Source organism: Flammeovirga pacifica (assembly GCF_000807855.2).
Taxonomy (GTDB): domain Bacteria; phylum Bacteroidota; class Bacteroidia; order Cytophagales; family Flammeovirgaceae; genus Flammeovirga; species Flammeovirga pacifica.
On record NZ_JRYR02000018.1, the window covers coordinates 1 to 785 of the forward strand.

The 785-nt window shown below is 54.3% G+C and carries 2 protein-coding genes; both read right to left on the reverse strand.

All coding sequences use genetic code 11. The annotated features are described in order from the left end of the window. The coding region (gene lom, locus NH26_RS24925) for an outer membrane beta-barrel protein Lom (protein ID WP_071397312.1) at nucleotides 1-534 on the reverse strand (534 nt) is incomplete at its 3' end. Between the two features lie 61 nt (nucleotides 535-595). Beyond that, nucleotides 596-785 (reverse strand): phage tail tip domain-containing protein (locus NH26_RS25700; RefSeq protein WP_205245762.1); only part of this gene is annotated, 190 nt, incomplete at its 5' end.

A 785-nucleotide genomic window follows, 5' to 3' on the forward strand; every position in this document is an offset into this window, starting at 1 on the left:
GGACGCTGCCGGATTAATCTGTATACCTGCACTCCACGCCACTGAGGTATGCCGCATTGCACTTTCGTCCCTGGCAGTGGTCGTCTCTTTCATATACCCGGGAGTGATTTCCGTCTTACGGTAATCCATTGTACTGCCGGACCACCGACTGTGAGCCACTCCGGCCATGGCGTACGCACTGACCTGCTTACTGATTTGTAAAACCGGTCCGGCCATCACGCTCACATAACGTCCACGCAGGCTCTCATAGTGAAACGTATCCTCCCCGGTCATCACTGTGCTGCTCTTTTTCGACGCGGCGAACCCCAGGGAAGCCATCACCCCCACACTGTCCGTCAGCTCATAACGGTACTTCACGTTAATCCCTTTCAGATGACTCACACCGGTATCCCCGCCCGACAACGACGGCAATGTACCCGGTTTCACTTGAAAATAGCCCACCGTAAACGTACCATGTCCACCTTCCGCACGGGCCGGAGTGACTGTCACCGCAAGTGCGGCAAAGACAGCAACGGCAATACACACATTACGCATCGTTCACCTCTCACTGTTTTATAATAAAACGCCCGTTCCCGGACGAACCTCTGTAACACACTCAGACCACGCTGATGCCCAGCGCCTGTTTCTTAATCACCATAACCTGCACATCGCTGGCAAACGTATACGGCGGAATATCTGCCGAATGCCGTGTGGACGTAAGCGTGAACGTCAGGATCACGTTTCCCCGACCCGCTGGCATGTCAACAATACGGGAGAACACCTGTCCCTTCAGTAGAAGGGGAATT